The sequence below is a fragment of the Puniceispirillum sp. (SeqCode) genome, assembly GCF_965657105.1.
Taxonomy (GTDB): Bacteria; Pseudomonadota; Alphaproteobacteria; order Puniceispirillales; family Puniceispirillaceae; genus Puniceispirillum.
On the sequence record NZ_CBFHNB010000096.1, the window covers coordinates 1 to 3661 of the forward strand.

Annotated in this window: 2 protein-coding genes; both read right to left on the bottom strand. The window is 54.8% G+C overall.

What is annotated here, in order from left to right:
• The coding region (locus tag ACTF7Q_RS10260) for a choice-of-anchor I family protein (protein ID WP_438997738.1) at positions 1-1441 on the bottom strand (1441 nt) is incomplete at its 3' end.
• Between the two features lie 202 nt (positions 1442-1643).
• On the bottom strand, positions 1644-3661 hold a 2018-nt coding region (locus tag ACTF7Q_RS10265), incomplete at its 5' end, for an FAD-dependent monooxygenase (protein WP_438997739.1).

A 3661-nucleotide genomic window follows, 5' to 3' on the forward strand; every position in this document is an offset into this window, starting at 1 on the left:
GCAATGGTGTGCCTGTCGGGCTGTCGGCGGCGGCGATAAAATCAAGACCTTCTGGCGAATTATGACGCGCTGCTGGCATCATGTAATCCACCATATGCGGGTCAGACGGCAAGGTGATGTCATAGGTGAAGATCGCGTTATTACGCTCCATACCGATAAAGGCATAGGTGCGGCCATCAATCTCGCCAATGGTCAGAGCTTCAGGCTCAGGACCTTTATCATCCGAACGATCGTCAAATTCTGCGGCACCACCATTCGCGTTAAACACGTCAGGCGAGCGGCTGGCGATCACTGTTTCAAAAGCGTTGCCACTGTCAAACATCAAGGTGCCATCCGTATTCCAGATAGAAAATGAACGCCCGCCATATGAATAGATGATGTCAGTATCGCCATCACCATCGGTATCACCCATGGTCGTGGTGGTTTTCAGACGGCCAAGATGTTCCGGCTTTTGCAATGTGGCGGCATTCGGGAACATGGTGCCATCCAGCGTTAGCTGGGCAACGCGGGTTTCTTCGGAAAAGCCGTCATAGTCCTTGGCATCGCCTTCATTCGCGGTAACCAGATAGGTCGCGCCCTTGACCTGATAGGATGCAATCGCATCAGGCTGATACATCATCATGACTGGCCAGCGTTGCATATTGATGCCGCCATCCTTGTTTGACATATCATGCGCGGTACGTGACACATTCTTGAAGCCAAGGCCGACAACCGAGGCCACCTTTGCCGCCGCAATATCGATAACAGCAAGCGCGTTATTTTCCTGCAAGGTGACATAGGCCATCTTGCCATCGGCTGAGAATGTCAGATATTCAGGCTCGGCATCGGCAGCAAAGCTGCTGCCTGGCTTAACGATACGCGCACCAGCTGGCACCTCGATACCGGCCAGCGATATCTGTGTCACCTTGGCATTGGCAACGCCGCCAGCCAGATCAACAAGCGTAAAGCTGCCTTCGGGATCGACACTGTAATCGTCTGATGGCTCACCTTCATTCGCGGTCAGAATATAACGTCCATCCGGGCTGAAACCGACATTATCGGGCAAAGCGCCTGTTGCAAATGTGGCCAGTTCAGCACCTGTGCTGTCAAACAGCTTAATCATGCCTGCAGCATCGGCTGCATCGGCCTTGATCGAAGCGGCAATCATATCGCCATGCACGGCAACGGCGGTTACATCTCCACCAGCAAGATCAAGCGGTGCCTGCTTTACAGGTGCCTGCGGGTTGGCAATCGAAATGCGCTCGATCGTGCCTGTTTCCGATGCGGTAACCATGATCTGCTTGCTGGGCGCGTGATAGCGGATCATTTCGGCATAGCCTTCGCCGTCGCCAATTTTAAAGCTACCTATTTCGGTAAGTTCAAGAGCAGACGCTGACATCAATGACGCAGCACAGAAGATCGCCGACAAAGGCACGGTATAAAGCAAATTGGTCTTGCGCATAATAATCTCCAAAAATGTATGATGGATCTTTATCACTGCGCAATAATACAAATAGGTGACAGATTGTTTACGAAACGGTTAAACCCTGCTGGATAGGCGCGGACTTATAAACCGTTCATCCCAAATCAAACAGCCAGCACCATATGAGGAGTCCCTTTCCCCATCCCCCGCATATGAACGCCCACATCTTATTGGGCACATATTATTGGGCGATCATGAAGCCCGCGAAAAAGCGGCTAAGCGCGTCATAGCCATCAAGCGGCAGAATATGCGCGACATGCTGATCCGGGCGCACCAGCACCATACAGCCATGTTCACGATTGATCCCGCGCATATCATAAATATCGGCACCCGCTTTGTGATCGACCGCAAAAATCTTTTCATAATCGCGCAGACCCAGCGCGCCTTTTACCGGCAATAGCAAAGGGTGCATCTGTTCAGCCGCCAAGGTGCCATGCGGCGGCTGGAAAATCGCGCGCACATCCAGCACCGCATCGATATCGGCACCTGCCGGCGTATAGGCACGCACGGGCGAGGCCGGATCATCCGCCAGAAATCTGCATAAGGCCGCGATTGTCCCGCCATTAATCCCGCCACTGGTGCCATCATCGCGCCCATCATCCGCCGCTCCGGCAAAGGCGAATAGATGCCAGCGGCCAGCGGCCTTTATCACATGGCCAAGCTGCATCGACAGCGCATCAGCAAGCCGGATCACCGGTGCCGAATGAAAGCGCATACCGATATCAAAACCAGTCGCCAGATGCTGATGATCGGGTGGTGCCGATATCAGTGACGGGTGATAGCGGAACATGGTGCCCGCCGTATACCGCGCATGTTTGATGAAATAGGATTGCAGGATCGCCGGATCAATATTGGCGTCGCCAGCGTCTTTGGGGGCGACTTCAGGGGCGACTTCAGGGGCGACTTCAGGGGCAGTATAGGCAGAGTCTGTGGCAGACTCTGCGGGCGCCAGATTGGCGCGGTCTTCGGGGCGCGTGCTGAACATGGCCGTCAATTCGCGGTCAAAATCGATCAACTCGCTGGCCACCGCCTGACGCTCAGCCGAATAGCTATGCAGAAGATGCGGTGCCGCCTGTCCGCGCAATACCGCCGCCAGCTTCCAGCCCAGATTGAAACTATCGCCCATCGATACATTCATCCCCTGTCCAGCTTTCGGGCTATGCGTATGACAGGCATCACCCGCGATAAAGACATGCGGGGTGCGGGCGGTTTTATCTTCGGGCAACATATCTTCGGTAGGCATATCGTTAGGGGGCATATCTTTGGGGGGCACATCGTCGAATTTGGCGCAAAGGCGCTGGCCTATCTCATAGACCGACCACCAGGCGACCTGCTTGACGTCAAATATATAGGGGTAAAACACCTTTTGCGCCGCCGCCACCAGATGATCGGCGGTGATATTGCGGTTTTTAACACGCTCTTCACTACCCAGCGCCTCTAGCTCAATATAGATACGCACCAGATAACCGCCTTCGCGCGGGATGATCAGCAGATTACCTGCCTCGGCCGAATGGATGATCGCTTTGCGCCTGATATCGGGAAAGTCGGTCACCGCCAGCACATCCATCACGCCCCAGGCCTTATTCGCCGAATCCCCTTCGAGCCAGTGGCCAAGCGCATGACGCACCTGACTGCGCGCACCATCACATCCCACCACATAACGGGCGCGTAGCGTTTCAATCTCGCCATCATGCGCGGCGTCGGTGCGCGCCAGCGTCACCGTAACCGGATGCGTGTTATCAGCATCATTATCAATAGTCAGGTCACGAAACGCCCGCGCATAATCCGGAGTGATCGCGGCAGGTGATTTGGCCATGACATCAAGATAGAAATCATGCACCCGCGCCTGATTCAAAATCACATGCGGAAATTCGGACAGCCCATCTTCGGTATCCTGAATGATGCGGTTACGCATGATCGGGATTAAACCAGTTGAGTCGGGCTGATGATCCGGTGCGCCTGAATTTGAAATGGTGTCTGGTTCCCAGAACGCCACCTCATTGACCCAATAGGCTTCGCGCATCACCCGTTCGGCAAACCCGAAGGCGGCAAACATCTCCATCGTCCGGCAGGCAATGCCATCAGCCTGTCCCAGCGCCAAACGTCCGGGTTTGGCATCGACAATCCGCGTATTAATCTCGGGAAACGCCGCAAGCTGGGCAGCCAAAGTCAGCCCCGCTGGCCCACAACCAACAATCA